General features: G+C 57.8%; 20 protein-coding genes. 4 read left to right on the top strand and 16 right to left on the bottom strand.

Annotation, left to right across the window (positions count from 1 at the left end; translation table 11 throughout):
• Window positions 1-20: 20 nt before the first annotated feature.
• From SIC15_RS03790 to ltrA, 10 genes are all read right to left on the bottom strand, one after another.
• Window positions 21-1,250, bottom strand: a complete 1,230-nt coding sequence (locus SIC15_RS03790; RefSeq protein ID WP_412537091.1) for a type II secretion system F family protein — start codon at window positions 1,248-1,250, stop codon at window positions 21-23.
• On the bottom strand, window positions 1,250-3,019 hold the full coding sequence (locus SIC15_RS03785; RefSeq protein ID WP_412537090.1) for a GspE/PulE family protein: 1,770 nt from the start codon (window positions 3,017-3,019) through the stop codon (window positions 1,250-1,252). Before SIC15_RS03785 ends, SIC15_RS03790 begins: the two co-directional genes overlap by 1 nt.
• Complete coding sequence (locus SIC15_RS03780) at window positions 3,019-4,095, bottom strand: tetratricopeptide repeat protein (protein WP_136630012.1); 1,077 nt, start codon at window positions 4,093-4,095, stop codon at window positions 3,019-3,021. Before SIC15_RS03780 ends, SIC15_RS03785 begins: the two co-directional genes overlap by 1 nt.
• A complete protein-coding gene (locus SIC15_RS03775; protein WP_136630013.1) occupies window positions 4,092-4,931 on the bottom strand; it encodes an ExeA family protein in 840 nt (279 codons plus the stop codon). The genes SIC15_RS03780 and SIC15_RS03775 overlap by 4 nt, the downstream gene beginning before the upstream one ends.
• A gap of 1 nt (window position 4,932) precedes the next feature.
• A complete protein-coding gene (gene mshL, locus SIC15_RS03770; RefSeq protein ID WP_412537089.1) occupies window positions 4,933-6,645 on the bottom strand; it encodes a pilus (MSHA type) biogenesis protein MshL in 1,713 nt (570 codons plus the stop codon).
• A 17-nt stretch (window positions 6,646-6,662) separates the two neighbouring features.
• Window positions 6,663-6,968: a hypothetical protein gene (locus SIC15_RS03765; RefSeq protein WP_227514620.1), complete on the bottom strand. Its 306-nt coding sequence runs from the start codon at window positions 6,966-6,968 to the stop codon at window positions 6,663-6,665.
• A 43-nt stretch (window positions 6,969-7,011) separates the two neighbouring features.
• Window positions 7,012-7,701 (bottom strand): type II secretion system protein GspM, encoded by a 690-nt coding sequence (gspM, locus tag SIC15_RS03760; RefSeq protein ID WP_412537088.1) that lies wholly within the window; start codon window positions 7,699-7,701, stop codon window positions 7,012-7,014.
• Complete coding sequence (locus SIC15_RS03755) at window positions 7,701-8,306, bottom strand: PilN domain-containing protein (RefSeq protein WP_412537087.1); 606 nt, start codon at window positions 8,304-8,306, stop codon at window positions 7,701-7,703. The genes gspM and SIC15_RS03755 overlap by 1 nt, the downstream gene beginning before the upstream one ends.
• Window positions 8,303-9,235, bottom strand: a complete 933-nt coding sequence (locus SIC15_RS03750) for a biogenesis protein MshI (protein ID WP_412537086.1) — start codon at window positions 9,233-9,235, stop codon at window positions 8,303-8,305. Before SIC15_RS03750 ends, SIC15_RS03755 begins: the two co-directional genes overlap by 4 nt.
• Window positions 9,236-9,487: 252 nt before the next feature.
• Window positions 9,488-10,855 (bottom strand): group II intron reverse transcriptase/maturase, encoded by a 1,368-nt coding sequence (gene ltrA / locus SIC15_RS03745; RefSeq protein WP_053115127.1) that lies wholly within the window; start codon window positions 10,853-10,855, stop codon window positions 9,488-9,490.
• A 1,718-nt stretch (window positions 10,856-12,573) separates the two neighbouring features.
• On the opposite strand from ltrA, the gene SIC15_RS03740 reads away from it, so the two are divergent.
• Window positions 12,574-13,776, top strand: coding sequence for a calcium:proton antiporter (locus tag SIC15_RS03740; protein WP_412537085.1), 1,203 nt, complete (start codon window positions 12,574-12,576; stop codon window positions 13,774-13,776).
• A 341-nt stretch (window positions 13,777-14,117) separates the two neighbouring features.
• Here SIC15_RS03740 and SIC15_RS03735 read toward each other — a convergent pair whose 3' ends face one another.
• From SIC15_RS03735 to SIC15_RS03715, 5 genes are read right to left on the bottom strand one after another with little or no spacing between them, the layout of a single operon-like run.
• Window positions 14,118-17,156 carry an efflux RND transporter permease subunit gene (locus tag SIC15_RS03735; protein WP_072678648.1) on the bottom strand — a complete coding sequence of 1,013 codons (3,039 nt, stop codon included), beginning with the start codon at window positions 17,154-17,156 and terminating at the stop codon, window positions 14,118-14,120.
• Window positions 17,153-18,205 carry an efflux RND transporter periplasmic adaptor subunit gene (locus SIC15_RS03730; protein WP_072678647.1) on the bottom strand — a complete coding sequence of 351 codons (1,053 nt, stop codon included), beginning with the start codon at window positions 18,203-18,205 and terminating at the stop codon, window positions 17,153-17,155. The genes SIC15_RS03735 and SIC15_RS03730 overlap by 4 nt, the downstream gene beginning before the upstream one ends.
• Window positions 18,206-18,242: 37 nt before the next feature.
• Window positions 18,243-19,145, bottom strand: a complete 903-nt coding sequence (locus tag SIC15_RS03725; protein ID WP_091642674.1) for an alpha/beta fold hydrolase — start codon at window positions 19,143-19,145, stop codon at window positions 18,243-18,245.
• Entirely contained in the window at window positions 19,135-19,638 is a 504-nt protein-coding gene (locus SIC15_RS03720) for a PaaI family thioesterase (RefSeq protein WP_091642677.1), read from the bottom strand. Before SIC15_RS03720 ends, SIC15_RS03725 begins: the two co-directional genes overlap by 11 nt.
• Window positions 19,635-20,120 carry a PaaI family thioesterase gene (locus tag SIC15_RS03715; protein ID WP_091642679.1) on the bottom strand — a complete coding sequence of 162 codons (486 nt, stop codon included), beginning with the start codon at window positions 20,118-20,120 and terminating at the stop codon, window positions 19,635-19,637. Before SIC15_RS03715 ends, SIC15_RS03720 begins: the two co-directional genes overlap by 4 nt.
• Window positions 20,121-20,378: 258 nt before the next feature.
• Between SIC15_RS03715 and SIC15_RS03710 the strand changes: the two genes are divergently transcribed.
• Window positions 20,379-20,993 carry a TetR/AcrR family transcriptional regulator gene (locus tag SIC15_RS03710; protein WP_091642682.1) on the top strand — a complete coding sequence of 205 codons (615 nt, stop codon included), beginning with the start codon at window positions 20,379-20,381 and terminating at the stop codon, window positions 20,991-20,993.
• 69 nt (window positions 20,994-21,062) lie between these two features.
• On the opposite strand, the gene SIC15_RS03705 is transcribed toward SIC15_RS03710, so the two are convergent.
• A complete protein-coding gene (locus SIC15_RS03705; protein WP_091642684.1) occupies window positions 21,063-22,106 on the bottom strand; it encodes an AraC family transcriptional regulator in 1,044 nt (347 codons plus the stop codon).
• A gap of 129 nt (window positions 22,107-22,235) precedes the next feature.
• Here SIC15_RS03705 and SIC15_RS03700 point away from each other — a divergent pair, with 129 nt between their 5' ends.
• Together SIC15_RS03700 and SIC15_RS03695 are read left to right on the top strand one after the other, a co-directional pair.
• A complete protein-coding gene (locus SIC15_RS03700) occupies window positions 22,236-22,556 on the top strand; it encodes a 2Fe-2S iron-sulfur cluster-binding protein (protein WP_091642688.1) in 321 nt (106 codons plus the stop codon).
• Between the two features lie 14 nt (window positions 22,557-22,570).
• Window positions 22,571-23,983 carry a cytochrome P450 gene (locus SIC15_RS03695; protein ID WP_091642690.1) on the top strand — a complete coding sequence of 471 codons (1,413 nt, stop codon included), beginning with the start codon at window positions 22,571-22,573 and terminating at the stop codon, window positions 23,981-23,983.
• Window positions 23,984-23,990 lie beyond the last annotated feature (7 nt).

The raw sequence follows: 23,990 nt of genomic DNA, 5'->3' as shown, positions 1-23,990 counted from the left end.
GAAACCCGTGCCGCTGGCACTCAGCCCCGCCCCATGGCGGCGGCCCCCAGGTCCCAGATCGGGAGGAACACGCCCAGCGCCAGAATCAATACCAGGATGCCCATGGCCACAATCAGTATCGGTTCAATCGACTCTGCCAACCGCTTGAGGCCGTAGTCCACATCCTCATCGTAAAAATCCGCGACATTGTTGAGCATGTCGTCCACGGAACCGGTTTCCTCGCCCACCGCAATCATCTGTAGAATCAACGGCGTGAACATTTCGCTGTGTCTGGCGGTTCGGAGCAGGCTTTCACCCCGCTCGATACCGCCGCGCATATCCTTGATGTGGGTCGAGATCCAGGCATTGTCCGTGGTGTCGGCCACAACGGTTAACGCCGTCGTTACCGGCATGCCGGCGGACAGCATGGTAGCAAAGTTCCTCGCGAACCGACTGAGCGTGATCAATTCCAGCAATGGTCCGATAATTGGCAACCGGAGTTTATAACGATCCCAGGTCAGCCGGCCCTGTTCCGTCTGTTTCCATTGCCGCAGCATGAGGCCGCCAGCAGCGACCACAAAGAGCATCACGTACCAGTAAGCCAGAAGGAAGTTGGAGGTTCCAACCAATACCTGGGTCAGGAACGGCAGGTCCGCTCCCAGCTTATCGAACACCGACGCGAATTTCGGGATAACCAGAAAGTTCACGATCATCAAGGCCGATAACAAGGCAATGATGACGAACATCGGATAGCGCATGGCCTGTTTGAGGCGCCGCTTGGTATCCCGCTCCAACTCGAGGATTTCTGACAGGCGCCGGAAAGCGTCGTCGAGCATTCCGGTGTTCTCGCCCACGTGGATCATGGCGATGAACAGCTCCGAGAAAACCTTCGGGTGTGCCTGCATGGCCGTAGCCATGGTTGTGCCGCCCTCCAGTCGGGTGGTGACATCCTCCAGCACTTCCGCCAGCACCGGTGAACGGGTGGTTTCGGCCAGGCCGCGCATGGTGCGGATCAGGGGGATGCCCGCCTTGGTCAGGGCATGCATCTGGCGACAGAAAACAATCAGCTCATCGAGGGTGACCTTCTTCCGGAATATCGGCAGCCGGTTCAATCGATCAACAACCGACTCCGTGTCCTCCGCCTCCCGGATGGAAAGCGGGGTTATCCCCCGGCGCATCAGCTCAGTAGCAGCAGCATCGGCATTGGGAGCGCCCAGCAAACCCTGCTGGACACTGCCACGATTATCCTTGCCCCGGTAGCTGAACTGCATCAGGTACCTCCACCAACAGGGTCATCCGGCAAGGGAATCTCGTCGTCGGGCGAGAAATCACCCTCGGAGGTCGCCGCCACCCGGGCCACTTCGTCCAACGTGGTGGTGCCCTGTAACGCAAAATCCATGGCGCACTGTCCGAGCGGTCGGTACAGGGCGCTCAGGCGAGCCGCTTTGGTGAACTCCGAGACATCCTGGCGCCGCAAAGCGTCCAGCATGGCCTCGTTCATTTCAAGCATCTCGTAAACGCCAACCCGGCCCTTGTAGCCAGTGTTGCTGCACTGGTAGCAACCTCGGCCATGCACGAACCCGGCTTCCATATCCAGAGGATCCAGATCAAAGCTGCGCAGCCACACCATTTCCTGTTCCGTCGGCTTGTAGGCCTCGGCACAGTTATCGCAGACCCGCCTGACCAGGCGCTGCGCAACCACGCCGAGCAACGAGCTGGCCACGAGAAAGGGTTCGGCACCCATATCGATCAGTCGCATGGCGCTGCTGATGGAGTCGTTGGTGTGCAGGGTGGAAAGCACGAGGTGACCAGTCATCGCCGCCCGCAGACCGATTTCCACGGTCTCGCGATCCCGCATCTCGCCCACCAGGATCACGTCGGGATCCTGACGCAGGGCGGCCCGAAGTACATTGGCGAATTCCAGACCGATTTTAGGGTTCACCTGCACCTGGGTAATCCGGGGTAGGCGGTATTCCACCGGGTCCTCGGCGGTGATGATCTTCACTTCCGGGCGGTTCAGTTCCGTCAAGGCGCCATAGAGCGTGGTGGTTTTACCGCTACCGGTGGGACCGGTCACCAGAATCATCCCGTGGGGTTTCTTGATCATCCCGCGGAATCGTTCCAACAGCTGCGCCGGCATCCCGGTGCCATCGAGGTTCAACATGCCCTGGCTCTGGTCCAGCAGACGCATGACTACCGATTCGCCATACTGAACGGGCATGGTGGATACCCGCACATCGATACTGCGGCCCTTCACCCGGACGTTGAAGCGCCCGTCCTGGGGCATCCGCTTCTCGGAGATGTTCAGGCCGGCCATCAGCTTCAGGCGCAGGACCAGCGCGGAATTGACCCGCTTCTCCTTCATCACCTGCTCCTGAAGCACGCCATCCACCCGCTGCCGGATACGAACAACGGTCTCGTCCGGCTCGATGTGGATGTCCGAGCTGCGGGCCTGAACTGCATCCTCGAACAGCGTTTGCAGAAGCTTGACCACCGGCGCCTCAGCGCTTTCGGATTCGGCCGAGAGGTCCGCAAGGTCGAAGGCATCCTCACCCAGCTCGTCTTCCAGCTCTTCCGCCAGCGAGGCAATTTCATCGGTACGCCGATAGACCAGGTCCAGGGTGCTCAGCAGCTCGCTCTCACGCACCACCGCCTGTTTGATGGGCTGCTTCAGAATGCGAACCAACTCATCGTAGGCAAAGATATCCAGAGGATCGGCCATCCCCACCAGCAGCTCGCCACTATGCTCCGCCAGCACGATACTGCGGAACCGTCGGGCCATGGCCTCCGGTAGCTTTTTCACCAGTTCGTTGTTGAACTGGTAGTGACGCAGCTGCACAAAGGGAACATCCAGCTGGCGGGACAGGATATTGAGCAGACTGTCCTCGTCCACATAACCAAGGTCTGTGAGCGTTTTACCAAGCTTACGCCCGGTGCTTTTCTGCTCGCGCAGGGCCGTCATCAGCTGCTGTTCAGTGATGACATCATTCTGGACCAGCAGGTCGCCTAACCGGACTTTCTTTTTCGGCTCTGTCGTCATCATCCCGCCTGCAAAGCTTTCAGTCGTTCGCGAACGTAATTCGCCAGGGACGGCGAAAGCCCGGGTAACTGGGCGGCCTGGCTGTAGGCCCGGACCGCGCTGTTGGTCTCGCCGCCTGTCTCCAGGGCAATCGCAAGGCCCACCCACCAGGCCGCGCGGCTGTCGTCCTCGGCAATAAGGGCCGACCAGTGTCGGGCCGCGTCGGTGGTGCGGCCTGCCTGCTGCAGCAAGGTCGCCAGGGTTACCCGATACTCAACGGCCTGGCGCACTGCAGGCACGCTACTCTCAAGGGTGGCGAGTGCTTCGGGCAGACTGCCCTTGGCGTGGAGTGCCCGGGCCCTGAGAAGTCGCAGACCGGCATCGCCGCTCGTCACCGATTCCGGAAGCCAGGCCAGAGCCCTGTCAGGCATTTCCTGCACCAGCATCTGACGCGCGAAAACTTCGCGGCTGGCAGTCGCCGCCTGAGCACTAGCCAGCTCCTGCAACGTCTGCTCAGCTTGACGGGTTTCACCACTCCTCAGCAGCGAGGCCAACTCCCGGCTGACTCGACGATCGATGGCTTCGGGCGTCTCACGAACCTGTTTTATGGGTGGCGTTGGCGCTTCGGATTCCTGGGCAGTCTCGGCTTCGGCCACCACCGGTGTAGTGACGGCGGGTTCAGGCTCTGGGGCTTCGGCTCTAACCGGTTCAGGTTCAGGCTCCGGCTTCTGTGGCTCAACCGCCTCGGCTACTTCCCTGGCTTCCGGTTCCGACTGAACCACAACCGGGGGCTCGGGGGCGGGCTGCGAGGCCTCTGCGGTGTTGTCGTTTTCGGCAACGCTCTCGAGTTGCAGTTCTGTTCCGGCCTCTTGCGCCGGAGGGGCACTCACGTGCACAGGTATGTCTTCATTACCGGTTCCGGTCATCAACCAGAAGGCAGATGCGCCCACTGCGCCTGCTACCAGGAAAACGATGACGACCCAGAGCCCGTAACGCGGACGAGGTCGGGATTGCGACTGTCCTGCATAGGCCGCGGCCACTTCCGGCCGACTCTGTCGCTGCTCTGCCGCACGCAGGGCATCGTTCAGCAGGCTCATAACCACCTCCCGATCAGTCCCGGCAAGCGAACGCTCTCGGTGTCGCGAATGGCCTGCATGGCATGGCCCCGCTCAATAAGACGGTCACCCCTGCCCCAGGCCGCCAACATGGACTTGTGAGCCAGAATATTAACCAGCCTCGGAATGCCACCGGAGGCCCGGGTAATCAGCCGAAGCGCACCCGGTGCAAAAAGATCGGCGCCGTTGTAGCCGGCCTGGGCCAGGCGATGGCGCAGATACTGGGCAACCGAATGGCGGTCCAGGGGGGCGAGGCGATAGTGGAACGTTATGCGCTGGTTTAGCTGGCGCAGGCTCTGCTTTTGAAGCAGCACATCCAGTTCCGGCTGGCCAAACAGGACCACCTGCAGCAGCCGGACGCTCTCGGTTTCCAGATTGGTGAGCAGTCGCAACGCCTCGATGGTCTCTTCCGGCATCGCCTGGGCCTCATCAATCACGAGGACAACCGGCTTTTGCTCCATGGCATGGGCAATCAATTTTTCGTTGATGGCCTTGAGCACCTGATGCGCGTTGGTGCATCCGGACAGTTCCACGCCCAGCTCTTCAGCCACGGCTTCGTACAGGGTATCCGGGGTCAGGTGCGGGTTCGGAATATAGGCGGTGTGCGCAATCGGCTCAAGTTCGTTCAGCAGGAGCCGGCACAGCAGGGATTTGCCCGTGCCCACCTCTCCGGAGATCTTGATAAAGCCCTCCCGCTCTTTCAACGCCACCAGCAATAATTCCAGCGCATCACCATGGCTGGGCACCCGCAGGAAATAGCGGGTGTTGGGCGTCAATGCGAACGGTGCTTCCTGCAGTCCGAAATGGGCTTCGTACATGCTATCGAACGGCTTTCTCCGGTTCCGGGGTGACGGATTCAGACGATTGCAGCAACTCACGCAGCACATTCATGCGTTCACGGCTGGCAGAAACATCCGCATTCATCTCGGGCATTCCGGCGACAACCGGGCGCAGGAGGATAACCAGCTCGCTCTTGCGGGACTGGAACCTCCGCTGCTTGAACAGTTCACCCACCAGCGGAATCTCGCTGAAGAAGGGAACCGCGGAATTGTTGTCTTCGCTGGAGTTCTGGATCAGACCACCGATAACCACGATCTGCCCGCTTTCGGCACGGATAACGCTGTCGGTTTCACGAACGGTGCTGCTGGCCAGAGGCAGCGTGACGTCACGCTCGCCAATGGTGATCACCTTCTCCTGATCGTTAACCTCACTGACCGACGGATGCACGTGCAGGGTGATGACGCCGTTTTCGGAAATCTGAGGCGTCACATCCAGTGAAATGCCAGAGAAAAACGGGGTCAGTTCCACTGAGGTAGAGGTCGAATCCGTGGCCGTAACGGCCGAGTTGTTGTCGTCGAAATCAATGTCGGTCACAAAGAACTCATCGGTACCGACCTTGATCACGGCTTTCTGATTATTCACGGTCGAAATACGTGGGCTGGAAAGAATCTGCACATTGCCCTGTTCCCCGAGCAGCTCAATCAGGCCGGTAAAGTCGCCGGCCCGCACGCTGGCGGAGAACAGACCTCCGATATCGGAGGTCTGAATGGCCTGGCCGGCCAACGCCTGCGCGGTGAAATCTTCGGGCAGACCATCCGAGGCCGTGATGCTGGACGCACTCTGGATATCCGACCAGTTGATGCCCTGCTGGTAGCCCTCGTTGAGCGCGATCTCCAGGATCTTGGCTTCCAGAATGACCTGACGCTGCATGATCAGCTCGGTGCGGCGCAGATACTCCTCAACCATCCGCAAATCCTCGGAACCGGCACGAACCATTACCAGCCCTGCGCCAGGATTCACGATCACCTGCTGGCCATCACTGCCACCGACAATCATGCTCAGTGCGCTCTGGATGTCCTGCCAGAAATCCGAGGCTGTTTCTGTGGAAATGGTTGTACCAACCAGGTTGCGGATTTCGCCGGAACCAGTGCTGTCGCCATTATTGTCAGCGCTACCAGCGCCGCCACTGCGAGCACCGGTAACCTGACCGGAGCTTACCCTGGTCTCCGAGCCGCCCTTACGCTTGAAGTGCAAGTAATCAATCGGGAACAGCCGGGTCTGGATCTGATCCGGCTGAACGCGGAACAGTCGGCTACTGCGTCGAATATCCAGCCCGTACAGGTCGCCTGCGATATCCATCACTTCCGGTACAGTGACGTCCCCCAGCCGAAGATCGATACTGGTATTTACATCGGGATGAACCACCACGTTATAGCGGGTTCCTTCCACCAGAGATTCGAAGAAGCTTGCTGCCGGCACGCCCCGGGCATTGACGTCAAAACGTTCGTCCAGATCAGCCTCGTTGGAGAGTGGCGGCAGCAGTGCTGCGCTAACGTCAGCCGGCAGAGTTGCAGTTGCCTGACTCGCGGTCGGCGCTGCCGGTTCTGCCTGCGAAGCCTCTTCAAGGCTTCGATCAATGGCATCGGCAGCATCGGTTGAGGTGGCCGTTGCTGAGCGCATCAACGGATTGTTGCTGCAGGCCGCCAATACCAGGCTCAGAATCAGTGCACTGGTTGTTTTGATCGTGGTCATGAGTATCCGATTATCTGTCATTGAGTTCCCCGAACCTGCGGAAGTCTCTCCAGGTACAACACCCGTTCGCGGCCGTTATCCGTTACCAGAACCCGGTTGGCAAAAATCCGGATAACCCGCACGTTGTCAAAACCCTGGCCTTCCCTGAGGGCCTCACCTTCGATGACGGCGACACGCCTGTCCTTGCTGAAAAGTATGGAATCCAGAGCAAGAGCCCGCTCTGGGGCCGGCTTGGCCACAGTTGTCTGCGGGCCCGGTGGCCGGGTCGGATCCTGCAGTGCATGGGTTTTTCCCACCACCAGCAACAGCGAACCGATTGCCACACAAGACCACCGGATTATTGAGGCACCCAAGTTCCTGCTCACTTCACACCCCCAGCCACGCCTGATCCAGGCTCAGTGTTTGCACCCTGATGATCGCTTCACCGGAGGGCCAGTCGCCCGCACTGTACTCCAGCTTTATCCACCCGAGACGCTCATCCAGTGCCTCAAGCCGCTCGAGATAGTTCAGCACATCAAGATAGCTTCCCATGATCCGGAGCTCGACATCATGGGCATAAAGCAGTGGTTGCGACGCCTCTGACTGCTCCTGTGAGGATTGATCGGGGGCATCCGGAGCGAAAACCGGGGTCGGAGTCTGTAGCTCCAGAGCCTGCAGCTTCAGTGCATCCTGGGCGGCCAGGATATCCCGCAACAGCGCCACCATCGCCCTGGGCGCGATCAGTTGTCCGGTGGTCTCCGCAATCTGCTGATTGAGCCGTTCCAGTCTCTGCTGCCGGGCATTTAACTGATCCCGCATTTCCCGGGAGGGATCGGTGGCAAGCTGCTGATTGAGCGTCTGCTGCTGCGCCAGCAGGTCGTCCCGGCTAGCGGAAAGCGCCTGGATCCGATTCTCCAGACTCTGGTGTCGTTGCTGTAATGGCGTAACCCCAAGCTCCCAGACCAGCACCACAACCAGCACGAGTGCAGTCAGCAGAATCAGGGCCCGCTCACGAATCGGTCGCAGGTTATACCACTGCGCAGCCCGGGCAAGGGAAGTGTTGGGTGCGTCCGCCATCAGTTACCCTCCCCGTCACGCTCGCTTGAAACATGAAAGTCAATCCAGCGGCCTTCCTCCGGGCGCGACAATCGGAACACACCAAAGGTTCGTCCCGTAAACGCTGGTTCCTCGCCCAGGTTTTCAAGGTACAGAGGCACCAGAGCGCCTTCGCGGCTACGCCCTTCGATAGTGACTCTGTCCGGGCCTGACTCCAGGATAACGCCTGTCAGCCAGACATCTTCCGGGATCTGTCGGGCCAATGCTGCCAGCTGTGGCGAGAAATTGCGGTCCTCGGAAAGCACCAGGCTTTCCACCCGTTCCAGTAATCGCTGGCGGCGCGCGAGGGTCTGGGTGACGCGCTCCAGAGCCTCCTTCACTTCGGCATCCGGCTGTCGGGCTTGAACCGCGGCAGAAAGCTGCGCCACAGCCTGTTCAAGCTGCTGGTTCTGCTGATCAAGGCGTGAGGCCTTGTTTGCCATCACCGAATTCTCGTAGGTCAGGAAACCAGCCACGAACGCAACCAGCACCAATCCGACAACCAGAAAACCAACCGCCGTTCCCGCCTGGAGTCTTTCCTTTCTCGGACGCAGCTCGTCTGTGTAGAGATTGACCTGTTGGATCATGGACGCCCGTCCTCCGGCAATGGCAAGCCTGCACTCCAGGCCGGCAGGCAACGACTGTCCAGATCGGACTCAAAGCCCAAGGCACGCCAATCGAGGGTTTCAAGGCCGGCGGCCACATAGGAAGAAAGCATCGAGGCAAGAGGTAGCACGCTGTCATGGGCAACGAGGTGGATCATTGCCGGCGGCACCTGGCCCAACTGGCTTTCGTAATAGTCCAGTGAACGCTGCATCTCCAGGGCCAGTGATTGCACCGCCGACTCCTGCCGGGCGGCATCTCGAAGATCGTCGGAAGTCACATCAAGCCGGCGGGACAAATACAGCGTGTTGTCCTTGCAGATCACCATCTGGCCGTAGTTTTCTTTCAGGTGGACCAGCGCGGCACCACGCCGGTTTTCATCCAGCCTGCATACCAGATTTCGCAACGCGAGCTCGGCGATATCAATGCGCTCCAGTTCCAGGCCGGCTTCCTGAACCAGCCGAACCAGTTCAGAGACCAGAACTTTTCTGGCGGCGACCACGTTGACCAGTTCGCCACGGCCCCGGGATGCGTCTTTCGGAAACGGGAAAACATCAGAAACCGCCTCGGACGGGCTGAAATCGAGAAAATCCTTAAGTTTCCACTTGAGGGCATCCCCCAGCTCCGATTCCTCGACGCCTTCCGGGCGATCCATCTGGAAAACCTGATACTGGTCCAGGGGCAGCACGAGCGTTGTCGCTGCACCCGACCAGCCGTGCTTGTCGACTAATTCAACCAGTGCCGCCTGACGCCTCGCAGGGAGGCAATCAATGAACCCCCACCTACCGGCATCCGGCCGCCCCGATTCCGCCCAGGCAATACCGTCGGGACGAATTTCAAGACTTACCCGCAGGCGAGCCCCGGAACGTCCGAACAGACCCGTCAGTCTTTTGAAGATTGGTATCTTTGTCATGGAGTCCGTTAAAAAAGGATCCGAAGCCAACTCGCCAGCATCAAGCTATTATTATGCTGCCTAAAAAACAGGCGCTTTTTACATCGAATGACATGATAGATGAGAAAGCGAACGTAACTCCACGTTTTTTTGGCCAATTTCACACCGTTTTTGCAAACCAGTAAATCGGGATAGGGGGGAGCCATGAGGCTCCACCCCTCCCACACCACCCGGCATGCGGGTCCGCACCGGGCGGTTCGAGACGTTGAGGGTTCACGAGAGTCTCGGCACTCCCAACCGGTCGAAGTAGGCAATCGTCAGGACATTGTGGATGGCAGAGCGACTGTTGTGCCACCAGCGGCGACTCAGAGCCGCCACAGATTCAGCCACCCAGGAACTGGCACCCAACCGGACCAGCTCCCGGTAGATCGTCTTACCCCGCCGCCACTGCCGGAGGTGGAGCATTCTCAGACGACGACGTATCCACTCATCCAGTGATCGCCAGATGCGTGGCGTTTGCGCCAGCCTGAAGTACCCTTTCCAGCCGAGCAGGTATCGGCGGAGTTGCTCTACCACCTGTTCAATACTGCGACCCCCTGATCCCCGGGTCAGTTGCCGGATCCGGAGCTTGAACGCCTGTAACGCCCTGGTGGATACCGCGCGTCGAACCTCAGCGTTCCTCCCTTGCCACAGGGCATAGCCGAGGAACTTGCGCCCGAACACGCTGGTCACCGCGCTCTTGGCTTCGTTAATCACCAGACGCAACTTTCCATAACAGCGGCGGAGTAACTGCATGACCCGTTCTCCCGCCTTGTGGCTGCGAACGTAGACGTTGCAGTCATCGGCGTAACGGGCGAAGCAGTGCCCCCGGCGTTCCAGCACTTTATCCACCTCGTCCAGCAGAACGTTGGCCAACAACGGCGACAATGGCCCGCCTTGCGGCGTGCCCTCGTGCCGATCCATGACCACACCACCGTCCATGATGCCCGCGTTCAGGTACGCACGAACCAGCCGGATAACGCCGGGGTCGTTTATGCGTTTCTTCAGGCGGTCGATCAGGATGTCGTGGTTGACCCGGTCGAAGAACTTCGACAGGTCGACGTCCACCACGATATGGCGGCCCTGTTGGGCGTAACGCTGCGCAGCCAACACGGCGTCGTGGGCCCGACGGCCCGGGCGGAAGCCGTAGCTGTGCTCGCTGAAGGTGGGATCAATCAGAGGTTGCAGCACTTGCAACAGTGCCTGTTGAATCAGACGATCAGTGACGGTGGGGATGCCCAGTTCCCGCTCACTGCCGTCCGGCTTCGGGATGCCTACCCGACGGACGGGCTGTGGTTGGTAGGCGCCGCTCAGCAGGTGCTGGCGAAGCTCAGGCCACGCCCATCGCAGGTGTTCCGCGGTTTGGGCAATGTCCAACCCGTCCACACCTGCCGCTCCCTTGTTGGCCTTCACGCGCTTCCATGCCCGCTGCATATTCTCTCGTGCGAACGCCTGCTCAAGCAGGCTTCGCCCTGCGCCTTCCGGTTCTTGTCGCGGGAGTCCTGCTTCATCGCTCATCGCCTTCGGCAAGGCTTCACCTGTCCGTTGCGCGATCCGCCCCGCTGGCGCGGGCATCTGATGCCGTACAGTGCTCATCGACAAGGCGTTTGACGCTCCTTCTCGTTCGGCCCTTCGCCCTGTGTTAGCGGTTACTATGGCCTCTGCTGACTTCTCGCTCCGTGTTGCCACGTCGCCCTTTCAGGCATGAGGCGAGATCTCCCCGGGTAAGAACACACTCCTTCGCCGCACAACCGCCGGATTTACACCACTTCGCCTTGGCCACAAGAGCTTCGCGGCTTTTGGCCCGCTCGCCCTGCTTGGCAGTGCCTCATATCCGATTCTTGTTCATCGGCTCACGGTTTACGCTCCACGCTTCCTCCCCACGGTCGGTCACCCTTCCGCAGTTGCGCTTCACTTCGTTCGCTGTGGCCAGCTCACGGGAGGACTTGCACCTCCAGGAGTGCGCCCATGCCGGGCGCACCAAAAAACCCCCGCGAGGCGGGGGCTTAAGTCACTTTGGATGCTCAGATTCCGTTTCTGTTCACGGGAAATTTAGAACGGGAGTAACCACTTATCCCGTTTCTGACCAATCCATAGAAACTGTTCAATCCCCGACGCCCCAAGGACTTATCCAATTCTTTGGACACTGGCGGATTGCTTCCATAGAAATTTCTGTTCATCAACCTGCCTTAAGGCGGGTTCTACCATCACGCATCAGCACCCTGATCATTTACTCCGCCGACGTAACCCAAAGGGTTGTAACCTACTAGCTAATTAAGCTGTGGCCGCCAAACTGTGTAAATGTCGGGAACACGATATACGTAAGAGAAATCGGTCGGTACTGCTGGAGCGCCATATGGCGTACTCAGGAGCAAAACTTGTTGGCGCAGAGATATACTAAGCCAGTCGACTGTTGCTATCCGGCAACTTGCCATTTCTGTGCTGTTTTCGGCCAGCGACCATTTTCGAGGCAGCGCCTCATTATGAGTTTCTATTGTAGGCATAGGATACGTCGACTATCAACCGACCGAAGAAATCACTCATTGCCCCGTTAAAAGCCTCCTACTGATACCCTCCCCAACCATAGCGAAGCGCAAAGGCCGACCCGAGGTATCCAGTTGCAGAGTCCCACCAATATATTCAAAGCGATGTGCAAACCATTTTTCAACTCATGCCCGTGCAGGCAGGCGGGAGTTCCAAGTGGCTTGGGTCAAAGTGATACAGCACACTAGCAACGGCATTCCATAATGGTTGCGAATGTACCCCGGATTTTGCACAGCGCTATCTTCCATTAACAGTTTGGATGGCCCTGCATGAGGAGAAGAGCTCATCGATAAAAAGTGCTCTTTTCGAGCCAGGGAAATCGGTATTAGTTGCGTCGGGCTATTAACTGCTTGGAGCCTGTATGCCTAGTATTTAGAAAAACGCGAGCGGGAAACAGCTGAGGTTTCTTGGAGCGCAGTGCAAACCATGTTGTATCGTGACTTTTTCATCCAGTCCTACGTTTACCTCATTGTAGGCCGGAGAACTCTAATTACGCATGCACCGACGTGTGGGGGATGGTTACATAGCCACCTCAATGTCTGCTTTGCGACCAGGCCGAGCTTCCCAAACTTTTAAACACAAGCGAACATTCGAACTGCACCAAGGGGCCTCGTCTTCCCTTCGGAGCTGCTTGTCCTGAAGATCTCCAATGTGTCAGTATTAGGAAACTTCTCGGGGACGACCCTGAGATTGCGAAATTGCCCGGGGACGGCCCCTCACAAAGGAGTCGTTATGAATTTCTTGGGTCCCGTCTTTGCGGTTTTTCTTGAGGCAGATTGGGCAAGAAGTCCCAGATCCGCCGAATGCTCTGCTACGCTTTTATCTCGCCCGCAAAGTCGGGCATCGCAGCTGGTAGCGGGGTGAGAATGATGGCTGTTATCGTACGTTTGGCAATTGCATGGGCAACGGTGGCGTTGTTCCTGATTTTCGGCGAATCCTGGCTGTCTGATCTCAGCTCCCCTCTTATTGCAACCGCGCTCTTCATCTGGCTTTTGGCTGTCATTGTGTGGTGCGCCTCCGGGGTCGTCGAAGAAGCAGACCACTTGGCAGAGATCCTTGGTGAGCCTCTCGGCACGCTCGTTCTTACGCTTTCAATTGTCATTGTCGAGGTCGTATTGATCGCCGCGGTGATCTTTGGGACTGAATCTGCCTCGACGTTGGGGCGGGATACGATGTTTGCCGTCTTGATGATCGTTCTGAATGGGGTTGTGGGGTTGGCGTTGGTTCTGGGAGGCTTGCGCCACCACGAGCAGTCTTACAATCTTCAGGGTGCCGTCGCCTATCTTGCAGTCATCATACCTCTGGCGGTGATTGCACTCATCCTGCCGAACTTCACCACGGCCGAGCCCATCGGCAGCCTAACGACCGCACAAGCTGTCTTTTTCTCTCTGTTTACGGTGGCGCTGTATGGCATCTTCCTCGCCATACAGACGGGGCGGCACCGGGACTTTTTCGTAATATCCGAGCAAGCGACTCAACCGACCGGATCGGAAAGTGCACAAGAAGGGGAGCACGGGTCAAAAGCCGGTGCAATCGGTATGCACACGTTCTTGCTCGTCATTACGATGCTTCCCATCGTCCTCCTGGCAAAGAAGCTCGCCACGCTGATTGACCATGGAATCGTAGTACTCGGGGCTCCCCCAGCGTTGGGCGGGGTGCTTATAGCCTTGATTGTCTTTGCGCCAGAGGCCGTAACTGCTCTGCGTGCGGCGCTTTCGAATCAGTTACAAAAATCAATTAACCTGTGCCTCGGGGCTTCGGCTTCAACAATTGGACTTACCGTACCAGCAATTCTCGGGGTGGGACTGGTAACCGGCAAAACCATGGTTCTGGGCCTGGATCCGACTGGCATGACCCTGCTGGCTCTGACACTAGTGCTCAGCTTGCTCACGTTTTCAGGACCACGCACTACGGTTCTTGAGGGGGCGGTACACCTAGTCGTCTTTTTCGTTTACGTTGTATTAATTTTCAGTCCGTAGGTAGGAAGGTTCGCTGATCAGTGGATGTCGGTGATTATCTTGCTCGATTAAATGGGTCTCGGACCTAGACAGTCCTTTGCCCAAAAAGCACTCAGTTCTGGTGCTGCCAATGTTCGCTTTGCGACCCGTGCTGCCTTCCCAGGTTTCTAAACAAAAGCGGACATTCAAGTTAGCCTCCGCTCAGGGCCGACGAGCAAATCACTTATGCTTCATACAGCCTAATTGATGGAGCAAATCACGGACGCCAGACGATCACATGGAAAGGAAGCTGGGTGCAGGTCAGGGGTTTCAGCTAGCTTTGGGATGCCTGAACCAGTCTAAACTGTGGGGCCGATCTAATCTCAGCGTTCGTTCTTTAATCGAAACCAAAGGGCATAAAGCGCCGGCACAAACAATAGCGTGATCAGAGTGCCGACCGCCACGCCACCGATAAGGACATAAGCCAGCGGCCCCCAGAACAGGTCAAAGGTCAGAGGTACAAACGCCAGAACGGCCGCCAGGGCGGTGAGTACCACGGGGCGGGCACGTTGGACTGCCGCTTCGACAACGGCTTCCCGGGCAGCCATTCCTGCTTTGAAGTTGTCCTGCACCTGCTGCGTCAGAATCATGGTATTTCGCATCAGGATGCCGCCCAGGCCAATCAGCCCCAGCAGCGCGGTAAAGCCAAAGGGTTGATTAAACAGCAGCAAAGCCAGCACAGCCCCAATCAGCCCCAGTGGCGCGGTGGCAAGAACAGTCAATGTGCCGATAAAGGAACGCATCTGAAGCATGATAAAGATCAGCATCAACGCCAACATCACCGGTTGTAATGTCTGGATTGAAGCATTGGCTTTGGCTGATTGTTCCACCGTACCGCCGATTTCAATACGGTAACCCTCCGACAACTGTTCGCGCAGGCCCGTCATCGCACTCCATATCTCCTTGGTGACATCCGGTGGCTGGGCACCTTCTACATCGGCCTGAACGGCCAGGAAGGGGTCACGGTTGTAACGCTTTATGACGGGGTCCTCGTAACGAACCTGCCACTTGCCCAGTTGCTGTACGGAAAGTTTGCGGCCGTCGCGGGTTTTGATCTCAAGATCTTCCGGCATGATCACTTCGCCACGTGCATTACGCGCCACCAGTTGAACGCTCCTTATGCCCTGGCGCAGTTCGGTGACGGCCACTCCGCGGAGTTGGAACTGCAGTTGCCGGGCAACCTCTGCCGGAGTCAGGCCCATCCAACCCAGATTTTCCGGATCCATATCAAGATAGAGAGTGGGCACACGCTCATCCCATTCGAGATGCGGCATGACGATGTTCGGATGCCCGGTCATGAGAGTGCGGATCTGGTGCGCGATCTCTCTGAGTTGATCGGATTCCGGACCCAGCACACGAAAACTGACCGGCCAGACCACCGGGGGACCGTACAGCAAACGCGTCACCCGCACTCGTGCCTCCGGAAATTCACCCGCCGCGATTCTGGTTTCCAGCGCCGAGATGATGCGATCGCGCCCTTTAACGTCCTGCCCAATGGCAATCAACTTGGCAAATGCCGGGTCCGGCTGCTCGGGGTTGGCCGATACGAAGAATCGGGGCGCACCGGCACCGATGTAAGCGGAAAGGCTTTTCACCTCCGGCATGTCCATCAGAATCGCTTCCAGGCGTCTGACACTTTGATCCGTGGTGGCAATAGCGCTCCCCTGCGGAGCGTAGACACTGATCAGAACTTCGGGGCGATCAGAACTGGGAAAAAATTGCTTCTGCACCTGGGTTGCCATCCCGAAAGCACTGATCGCCAGCAAACCCACTGTGATAAAAACGACGGTTTTCCGGTACTGAACACACGCTGTGATCACCCCACGCAACCGCTGATAAAACGCGCTTTGGTAAAGGTCCTGGCCCATATGCCCGGTGTAATCGGGCAAGAGCTTGACGCCCAAATAAGGCGTAAAAGTTACCGCCACCACCCAGGAAATCAACAACGAAAAAGCCAGCACCCAGAAGATGTTGCCGGTGTATTCTCCCACTCCGGACTGGGCAAATCCGATGGGGACAAATCCGGCCACCGTCACCAGCGTACCGAACAGCATGGGCGCGGCGGTTACGCTCCAGGCATGACTGGCTGCCCGTACCCGGTCCCAGCCGCTCTCCATCTTCACGATCATCATTTCAATGGCGATGATCGCATCGTCCACTAACAGACCCAGTGCGATAATCAACGCACCCAGGGTGATGCGGTCCAGGTTTATGCCCGCCATTTTCATCAACAAGAAAGTCAGGCCGAGGGTCACAGGAATCGCAATGCCCACCACCAAACCCGCGCGCAGACCGATCGCCAGTATGCTAACCCCCATCACCACGACCAACGCAACCAGAAACTTGACCTGAAAAAGATCAACCGCCTGAGTGATGGCTTCCGCCTGATCGGTCAGGGTCTGTATTGACATTCCCAGCGGCAGCCTGCCCTGTTCGGTACTGACAAACTCGCGCAGCCGCGCGCCAAATTCCAGGCCATTTTCACCCGCACGCATGACCACACCCAGGAGGATCGCATCCTCACCGTTGGAGCGGACGATGTAGCTCAAAGGATCTTCATACCCTAAACGCACCTCGGCCAGATCAGATACGGTAATAAGCTGGTCGCCGATACGGAGAGGTACTGAGGTGAGGCGCTCAAGGTCAGACAGGTCGATGTTGCTGCGGACATAAACCCGCGGGCCGGCAAGATCAACAAAGCCAAGAGGCTGAAGACGGTTGTTGGCCTCTATCGCCTGCAACACCTCTTCTGCCGACAAACCGAGGTTGTTGAGCCGGTCCTGATCAAATTCGAGATACACCCGCTCAGGACGCTCCGCCAGGAGCTGTGCTTTTTGCAAGCCGGGCAGCCGTTGCAGGCGATCCCGTATCGATTCTGCCTCGCGGGTCAGTTCACGCATTGGCATCCCGGGTGCCGTCAGCGCCAGCAGGGAGAAATACACATCCGCGAAATCATCGTTGACGATGGGGCCGATCACACCCTGGGGGAGGTTGGGTCGCTCATCGAGCATGCGCTTGCGGACTTGATAGAAGAGGTCCGACACTTTTTCACTCGGAGTAGAATCCAGGAATCGGATAACCATGGCGGCCTGCCCGGGCCGAATGGTTGTCTCAATATTATCGAAATACACCACCTCCTGGATTCGCTTTTCCAAACGATCCACGACCTGGTTCTGCAGCACCTCGGGGGTTGCCCCTGGCCAGACGACAGAAACCACCATCGCCCGGACGGTGAACGCAGGGTCTTCCGCCCGACCCAGGGACGAGAACGCGTAGAAACCGGCAACAACGGACAGCAAAAGAAAAAAGAGGGTGACCGAACGCTCGCGCACTGCCAGCGCGGAAAGATTCGGTAAGCTCATTGAACCAGCTCCCGCACTGCCATGCCAGGCGTGAGCAGGTGTGTCCCCAACGCGACGATGGGCGTTCCCGCCTTGATGTCGACCTTGATCTTCGCATACTCCTCACCCAGATCGATCACCTCGACCGCCAGGGGCGTTACCGTGCCGTCGGAAACCAACCAGATCTGCGGCGTTTGCCCTCTCTCATCCAGGGCACCCAGCGGTACGCGATGGCTGGGGGCGGTTTGCTTCTGCGCTAACCGCACACTCACCACCGACCCCAGGGTTAAAGACGAGGGGTAGGGCCCCTCCAGGCTGTATCGGGCACGCCAGCTCCGGCTTGCGGGGTCGGCAGCCCCGGCAATCTCTCTCAAGCTCACAGCAAGCTGTTCGCCATTGGGTAAAGGGACATAACCGCGCATGGACGGGTTACTGCCCTCTGGTAAAAAAACCTCGACTTCCAGCGATTGATCTTCGGCCAGAACGGCAAGGGTTTGTCCGACACCCACAACCTGGCCAGGTTCAACGATGACCTCAGTGACCACGCCTGCATGGGCGGCTTTCAGTTCCGCATACCCCAGGGCATTCTGAGCCTGCTGATTGCGTGCAGAAGCGGTTTGCACCTGGCTGCGCGCCTCACGCTCTGCCAACTCAAGGCGTTGCAGGGTTTGTTCGCTGACAAACTGATGCGCCACAAGTTGCTGCTGGCGCTGGAGTTCATTGGTGGCAATTGCCAGGGCCGCTTTTGCACGCTTAAGATCCACGGCGGCGACCCCTGCGGCTGCCACCAGGTCCCGTGTATCGAGCTTGAACAGTAAGTCGCCTTTTTCCACGCGCTGACCGGCATCGATATAACGATGCTGAATCCGACCGGCGATCTGAAAGGCCTGAGGAACTTCGTGGCGGCCTCGCAGGGTTCCTGAAAATCTCTGCGCTGTTGGGCCGGCGTCCTTTAGTTCAACTGTTTTTACCCAGGGGATAGGGGCGCGGGCATCTGGGGGCGGTTCCGAAGACTGCTGACAACCAGACAGCATGAGCAGCGAGATAAACAGGGTCAGCATACAGCGCATGGCAGGTGTCCCGATTGGCAAAATCCAGATTTGAGTATCAGCTCTCACGGTAGCCGGACAAAACAAGTTGCAGGATGGCATCGCGAACGGTTTCCCTCCGCTCCATAGGCAGAAAATGAGTCGCCTCGCCGAGGACATTTACGTCAGCCTCAGGCAGCAGGATCTGCAGGCGTTTTCGCGCGGCCGGCGAGAAGGTTGACCCGCGTTCCGCCGCCAGCACGATAACCGGGCACCGCAACTGACGAATACCGGGCCAGGGGTTGTGTTCGGTATGGGCAAAAGTGGTGCTCTCCCACTCCGGCGCACACGCCAACTGAACTTGATCTTCCTGCGGTTCGAAGGCGTGCTGGATATAGGCTTCCAGCCATGCTTCGGGCCAGGTCTTGAAGCCACCGCGGCCCCGATAGTTGTCCAACGCAGCAGCGTGCGAGTCGAATACCGGGCGCCGACGTGCGGCTCCGGCGGCCAGTGACAACCGATGTGACTGGCGTAGCAGCTTGGCCAGCCACAACCTCAGGCCCTGCCCCGGATCCATGATTACGGGTTCCGCCAGAATCAGGCCCAGCACTTTGTCTGGCCGTCGGGCAGCGGCCATGATGCTGGTGGTGGCCCCAATGGAGTGGCCGGCAAGCCAGACCGGCTCATCCAGGCTATCCAGCAGAGCGGTCATGTCGCGATAGTAGGTTTCCCAGCCCCGGAATGTCGAAAAGTTCGCCGCACCGGCGCTGGCCCCGTGCCCCCGCATGTCCCAGGCCAGGACATTGACGTCCGTGGCAAGCTCATCAAGGAGGGGGCGGTACAGGCGGCCATGGAAACCCGTTGCATGCGCCCAGTGCAACGTGGGGCGCGCTTTGGATTGCGGCCAGCGCCACAGGGCGATCTCCGCGCCATCCGGCGCCTGGAATTGGTCGCGTTCAGGGTTGTTGTGCTTATTGTCCATGAAGATCTGCTTCTTTGGCCGCCATTGTCGGGAGCAACAACTGAACCTGACCGCTGGCGATCGGCTTGCGCTTATCGCCCTGCCAGCAGGTCACCCGGACCAGGCTGCTCCGCCTGCCTTGCCGGACAATTTCGGCGCTGGCGAACGTCGATCGGGCCTGCGCGGAGCGGAGGTAGTTAATGTGGCTGTCGAGAATGCGTGGGCAACGTTTGTCTGTATCCTGGCGTTGCGCAGCGACCCGCGCGGTAAGCTCCATCAGGGCGCCAAGCACGCCGCCATGGAGAGCAGGTAGCATAAAGTTGCCAATCAGCGCTTCACGACACGGCATATGAACCACTAGACCTACATCGTCGCGTTGAACCTCAAGACCAAGGTGCCGTGCGTAGGGAGTGCGCTCCAGCAGGGCCTGCCAGTCGGAACATTCTTTCCCGCTTTCTTGCCCGCTTTCGGAAGGGCCTGAGATGGGTTGTGCCGAATCGCCAGTCGTACTCATGCGCCCTCCTTTTTTCGTCCACCGGCCTGAAATTGCTGGCCCTGGGTGTTGCGCATGAAGGTGGCGCTTGCCGTCGCTAACAGCTCACTGTCACTCTCGCTGAGGATGTCGCAATGGATGAACGCGACCTCGTCCGTTAAATGACGACAGGTGGCCACCGCTACCAGGGCACGGTCGCCGCTGGCAGGCCGCAGATAATCCATGCGCAGATCCAGCGTGGCAATGGGCATCAGCTCCAGGGCCCCCGCAAATACCGCCAGGCCTCCGGCGGAGTCTGCCAGTGAGTAGAGCACGCTGGTGCAGATTTCTTTTGTATCCTCTTCGGCGAACATCCATGGCTGTGGGGTCAGGCGCATACAGACCTGGCCCTTATCGACAGAGACAACCTGCATACCCAGATCCCTGCCGTGGGGAACCTGTTCGGTGAACTGCCACGCCGTCGTCACAGCGTCACTGTGCTGAGCTCTGTTCGACTCCGTCATCAGATCTGCCCACCCCGGTTTGCATTTCGCGCAGGGGTGGAAGTGGGGGGAAACAGCTGATTTTGATAGGTCATTGCCATGTCAGTTTCTTCCGAATAACATTGTTGCTGGATTTTGGTTGGTTAACCAACCAAATGTCAAGAATCTGTTGTGGCAAATGGCACGCCACCCGTGCGATGGCGCACCACCAATGCAATGAGTCAGGTGGTTGCCGCTCTGATGAACAAATAGCTGGCTTGCTGAGGAGATGTTTAAGCCATGGTTAACAGACAGATGACTCCTGCAAGCAAACTGGGCGACCAGGGCGACGTTTTGTCTAACGCAGCCCGGCTTTTTCGTGAGAAAGGCTTTGAAAGGACGTCGCTCAAGGAGATTGCCGAGGCCTGCAATATGCTGCCCGGAAGTCTGTATTATCGTTACAACAGCAAGGAAGCGCTGCTTGTCGAGCTGATGCGCCGGGGGGTGGACCTGGTTACCGCAGAGGTCGAGTCGGCTTACGCCAGTTCGGATGACCCGGTTGAACGGTTGCGTCTTTGTATCAACGCGCATCTGCGAGCCCTGTTGGTCGATTCGGACGCGGTTTACGTGCTGCTGTTTGAATGGCGAGCGCTGGGCCCGGAGGCCCGCGAGGAAATCATCGAACTGCGTGACCAGTACGAGTCCTTGTGGGCCGATATCCTCGAAACGATGATTGCACAGGGCGTGATCCGGAAGAATGTTGACGGCCGTTTGCTCCGCCTGATCGGCCTTGGGGCGCTCAACTGGGTTGCAACCTGGTTCGACCCGAACGGGGCTCATTCACTCGACGCCATTGGCGACTTGATCTGGCAGATCGCGATGGACGGTGTGATCAATAAAGGGGGGCAGGCATAGGTTCTGGCTTCACAAACGCAAGCAAGTAGCCTCTGTTTATGATCGCTAATCATGCGGATGCACGGTTTGTCATCTGACATTTTGCCTGAACTGCTCAGGCGACTGGTCAAACCAGCGCTTGAAGGCGCGTCTGAAATTGGCAATGTCGTGATAGTTCATCAACGCGGAAATGGCCTCGATTGACAGTTGGCTTTCACGCAAATAGGTCGCTGCCTGCTGGGACAGAATCTCGTCGCGAACTTTCCGAAAACCGCTGCGTTCCTGCTTGAGTTTGCGTGCCAGAGTGCGTTTGCTCATGAACAACGAGGCCGCTGCTTCGTCTTCACTGAGCGTTCCGGGCGGTCGGGACAACATCATCATCTTCAGCTGGGTCTGATAGCTCGGTTGATCCGACTGAAGTTGCACAAGCATCGATTCACACTGTTGCAAGGCCAGACGATAGTTTTCGTGATTGGCGGACGCATTCGGTTCCCGACACAATGACATCGGCAACGTAAGTTTTACCTGATCGCAATCATAGTGAATCTGCCCGGATAAAAAATCGGCATACATTGCCTTATACTTTGGTTCAGGATGAGCGAAGTATATTTCAGCCTCATGCAAAGGGCGACCAATTATAAATTCGCCAAATTCAAAAAGGGCCTTAATCATCGCATCCGACAGGCACTGCTGTATGTCATCGTCCAGCGACTCCTGATAGTCCAGAATACACTCCAGGCGCTCGTTGACTTGCTGCAAATGCAGGTGGATGAAGCTAGCACGCGTGGGCAGAAAAGTATGAATCGCCTGCAGCGCAGTGAGAAAGTCGGGGCTGCTGTAAGCAACGAACCCCATTGCTCCATGGGTTGCCGGTGTCAGTCGCTTGCCGAGCCGCAACCCGAATTCCGGCAGGCCGGACAAGTCCAGTGCGTTGCGCAGAATCCGCATCTGCTGAGCTGCGGTAAGCAGGCTTTCCTCACTCAATAATTGCGCCACACCAAGCCCGGTGCCGAGCAGCAGACGTGGCAGTTGTTTGGCTGTTAAATCAAGCTCACGCGCAATTAGCCGTGAGTAATTCGATGGAATACCTGGACCGGTTTTTTGCAAATCACCCGCCTTCTGCGTCGTCATCATTGATCATCTCCGTCCTGAACGACCACTATTTTGTCTTTAAATGACTCTATGTTGTCAAGAAATGACCTGACAGAAGTATCGCCAGACAGCCAATATCTATCGGTGAATACTACGGGCAGGAGAACAACAATGGGTAAGATTACTTTTATAGAACATGATCAAACTAAACATGTCGCTGAGTTCAAAACTGGTTCCTCGGTAATGCAAATCGCCGTTGACAATCTGATCCCCGGTATTGACGGGGACTGCGGGGGGGAATGTGCCTGTGGCACCTGCCACGTCATCGTCTCGGACGATTGGTTCAGAAAGACAGGTACGCCTGGTGGTGAGGAAGAGCAAATGCTGTCAATGACCCCGGAGCGGGAGAGCACTTCGCGCCTGGGCTGCCAGGTGGTCATTACTGATGAAATGGACGGCATGACCGTGCATTTACCCGAGTTCCAGATGTGAACATAGGAGGACGCATGCCAACACTGTCTAAAACATTTGACGACATTCAATCCCGAGTGATCAATGCTACCTCCAGGGTGGTACCGATGCACAGGCAGATCCAGGGGCTGAAACTGTTAATGAGCGCCAAGAAGAAGGCCTTCGGCCCACGCCGGCCGGTGCCCGAATTTGTTGAATCAGTCATCCCGGACGTTAACACGCTGGCCCTTGAGGACATCGATGTCAGCAATCCATTTTTGTATCGGCAGGATCAGTGGCGCGCCTATTTCAAACGGTTGCGCGATGAGGCTCCGGCGCATTACCAGAAGAACAGCCCCTTCGGCCCCTTTTGGTCGGTGACTCGCTTTGAGGACATCATGTTCGTAGACAAGAGTCACGACCTGTTTTCCGCCGAGCCGCAAATCATATTAGGCGACCCTCCAGAGGGGCTGTCGGTGGAAATGTTCATAGCCATGGATCCGCCAAAACACGATGTGCAGCGCAGCTCGGTTCAAGGCGTGGTGGCACCGAAGAACCTGAAGGAAATGGAGGAGCTGATCCGATCGCGTACCGGCGATGTGCTTGACAGCCTGCCTCTGGGCCAGCCCTTCAACTGGGTGCCCACTGTATCGAAGGAACTCACCGGTCGCATGCTCGCAACCCTTCTGGATTTTCCTTACGAGGAACGTCACAAGCTGGTTGAGTGGTCGGATCGGATGGCCGGGGCAGCATCGGCAACCGGCGGCGAGTATGCCGAAGAAGAGATCATGTTTGACGACGCGGCTGACATGGCCTGGTCCTTCTCCAGGCTCTGGAGGGATAAGGAAGCGCGCCGCGCGGCGGGCGAAGAGCCCGGTTTCGATTTGATCAGCCTGCTACAGAGCAACGACGACACCAAAGATCTGATCAATCGCCCGATGGAGTTTATCGGCAATCTGACGCTGCTTATCGTTGGCGGCAATGATACCACTCGCAACTCAATGAGTGGTGGCCTGGTGGCCATGAACGAATTCCCAAAGGAGTTCGAAAAACTGAAGGCAAAACCGGAACTGATTCCGAACATGGTGTCGGAAATCATCCGCTGGCAAACGCCGCTGGCCTATATGCGCCGAGTCGCCAAGCAAGATGTTGAGCTGGGCGGCCAGACCATCAAAAAGGGCGATCGCGTTGTGATGTGGTACGCCTCGGGCAACCGTGACGAGCGCAAGTTCGAGGACCCCGATCACTTCATTATCGATCGCAAGGACGCACGAAACCATATGTCATTTGGCTACGGTGTTCACCGTTGCATGGGCAACCGCCTGGCCGAATTGCAACTGCGTATCCTATGGGAAGAGATTCTCAAACGCTTTGACAAGATCGAAGTCGTCGGCGAGCCGGAGCGCGTGCAGTCCAACTTCGTGCGGGGCTATTCGGAGCTGATGGTCCAGCTGACACCAAAAAGTTAATGAACAG

Origin of the sequence: Marinobacter sp. MIT932201 (genome assembly GCF_047123295.1) — a bacterium.
In the GTDB taxonomy this organism is placed as follows: Bacteria; Pseudomonadota; Gammaproteobacteria; order Pseudomonadales; family Oleiphilaceae; genus Marinobacter; species Marinobacter salsuginis.
This window is presented reverse-complemented; position numbering and strand designations above follow the sequence as displayed.